General features: G+C 49.6%; 2 protein-coding genes. Both read right to left on the bottom strand.

Features of this window, described 5'->3' with window-relative positions; genetic code table 11:
• Positions 1-24: 24 nt before the first annotated feature.
• A complete protein-coding gene (locus D6024_RS26300; RefSeq protein ID WP_121357798.1) occupies positions 25-1059 on the bottom strand; it encodes a sugar kinase in 1035 nt (344 codons plus the stop codon).
• Positions 1056-2178, bottom strand: a 1123-nt coding sequence (uxaC, locus tag D6024_RS26295; protein ID WP_121357797.1) for a glucuronate isomerase, incomplete at its 5' end; no start/stop codon positions are given. The genes D6024_RS26300 and uxaC, both read right to left, overlap by 4 nt.

Raw genomic sequence — 2178 nt, 5'->3', positions numbered from 1 at the left:
TTATTTAACTGCATAACTTTTTTGTCAGGCACCTGCATGCGCGGTGCCCCTTTTACTATTTTTCAGAATGGTTTCAACTGTTTGACTGGTGGCATCGCCTTTTTCCTGCAGCTTTCCAAAAGCCGCTGCAGTAGCAAACTCCACCACTTCCTGCGGTTCCTGCTTTTTACTCAAACTGTAAATCAGCCCCGCCATATAGCAATCTCCGCTACCCGAGCGGTCAACAACAGAATTACAGCGGTATTCCTTCGAATTGTATTGTTTCCCGCTTTCATCCAGGCTGGTGTAGTATACCATACTTTCATCCTTGCCGTCGAAGCGGAAGGTATTGGCAACTACCGTGCACTTCGGAAAACGGCGCCTGATTTCTTCCGACGTTTGCCTTGCATGGGCAAGGTATTTTTCGCGGCTGCTGTTCTCGTGAATATTTTCATCTATGGCTGTACCCAACATGGTGTTTGCTGCCCAAATGTTGCCCATCACTACATCGCAATGCTCCACCAGTTTCGGCATGACCTGGTCCGGCTGTTTTCCGTATTGCCACAGCTTTGACCGGTAATTCAAATCGACGGAGACCGTAATCCCTTTTGCCGATGCCACCGTCACGGCCTCGAGGCACACGGCCGCGACATTTTCATTCAAGGCAGGGCTGATGGCACTAAAATGCAGCCAGGAAACATCCTGCAAAACAGTCGTCCAGTTAATCTGTCCCGGCTTCAATTCCCAGAAAGAAGAATAGGCCCTGTCGTAAATCACACCGGCACTTTTCAGGTCTGCACCTTGCGGCAGGTAGTAAGTGCCGATACGGTTACCCGTTACCTCTATCCGGGACGCATCGATCTGGCTTTGTTCAAGAAAATCAATGATCTCCCTGGAGAGGTAATGATCCGGCAAGGCTGTGCTGTACGCCACCGGGAGCTGCCAGTTGGCGAGGGCCCTCGCTACGTTCAGCTCTGCACCACCAAGAAAAACAGGCATGTTGTTTTGCTTCAGCCATTCACCACCCAGTTGGGGTGAAAGCCGCAGCAATAATTCGCCAAAACACAGAATCTTGCTCATGCCGTTTGTGTTTGTGCCGTTTGTGATACTTCTTTCCAGTTGAAATAATGACTGGCATTGTGGTAACAGATATCCTGGATAATCTTTCCCGTCCACGCCAGGTCATTTGGCAGCTCGCCGTTTTCAATTTCTTCGCCAAAAAGGTTGCAAAGGATCCGCCTGAAATATTCGTGGCGGGGAAACGAAAGAAAGCTTCTGGAATCGGTGAGCATGCCAACAAAGCGACTCAGAAGACCCATGTTGGAAAGGGCGTTGAGTTGCTTGATCATGCCGTCTTTTTGGTCGAGAAACCACCAACCGGATCCCCATTGCACTTTCCCGGCAACAGAGCCGTCGTTGAAGTTGCCGATCATGGTTGCCATCAGTTCATTGTCGGCCGGATTGAGGTTGTATAAAATGGTTTTTGCCAGCTTGTTTTTGTTATCCAGCTTATCCAAAAACCGCGACAGTGCCCGACCTTGCGAAAAATCACCGATGGAGTCCCAGCCGGTATCGGCACCCAGTTCCCGTAACCTGCGACTGTTGTTATTGCGAAGGGCACCAAGGTGATACTGCTGCACCCAGCCTTTTTCATGGTCCCATTCGGCGAATATCTCGAGCATGGCTGACTTGAACTTCAGGACTTCTTCGATGGTTAGTTCCCTGCCCGACCGGATCTTGTTAAAAGCGGCTTTGATCTCGCCTTCCGTATAGGCTTCGGCATAAATCTGCTCCAACCCGTGATCGGACACAGAACAGTTCATCGACGCAAAAAAATCATGACGCGACTTTAAGGCATCAAGGTATTGATCAAAGGAGGTGATGTTGGTATTGCTGATGCTTTCCAGTTTGCCCAAATAGACATTGAATGAAGCCGCATCATCGACAGCCATGGCCTTATCGGGACGAAAAGCCGGGAGTATCCGGATTTCCAGACCTTCGTTATTGATTTTTTGGTGATGCTCCAGGCTGTCGATCGGGTCGTCGGTCGTGCAAACCACCTTTACATTCATTTTTCGCAACAGGTTGCGCACTGAATAATCCGGCGTTTGCAGCTTTGCCGTACAGGCCTCGTAAACTCTTTCTGCCGAATCGCCATTCAGAATTTCATGTACGTCAAAATACCGCTGCAGTTCCAGG

Source organism: Flavisolibacter nicotianae (assembly GCF_003628535.1).
GTDB classification, from domain to species: Bacteria; Bacteroidota; Bacteroidia; order Chitinophagales; family Chitinophagaceae; genus Flavisolibacter; species Flavisolibacter nicotianae.
Note: the sequence above shows the minus strand (reverse complement) of the source record. Positions and strands in the feature narration are given on the sequence as shown.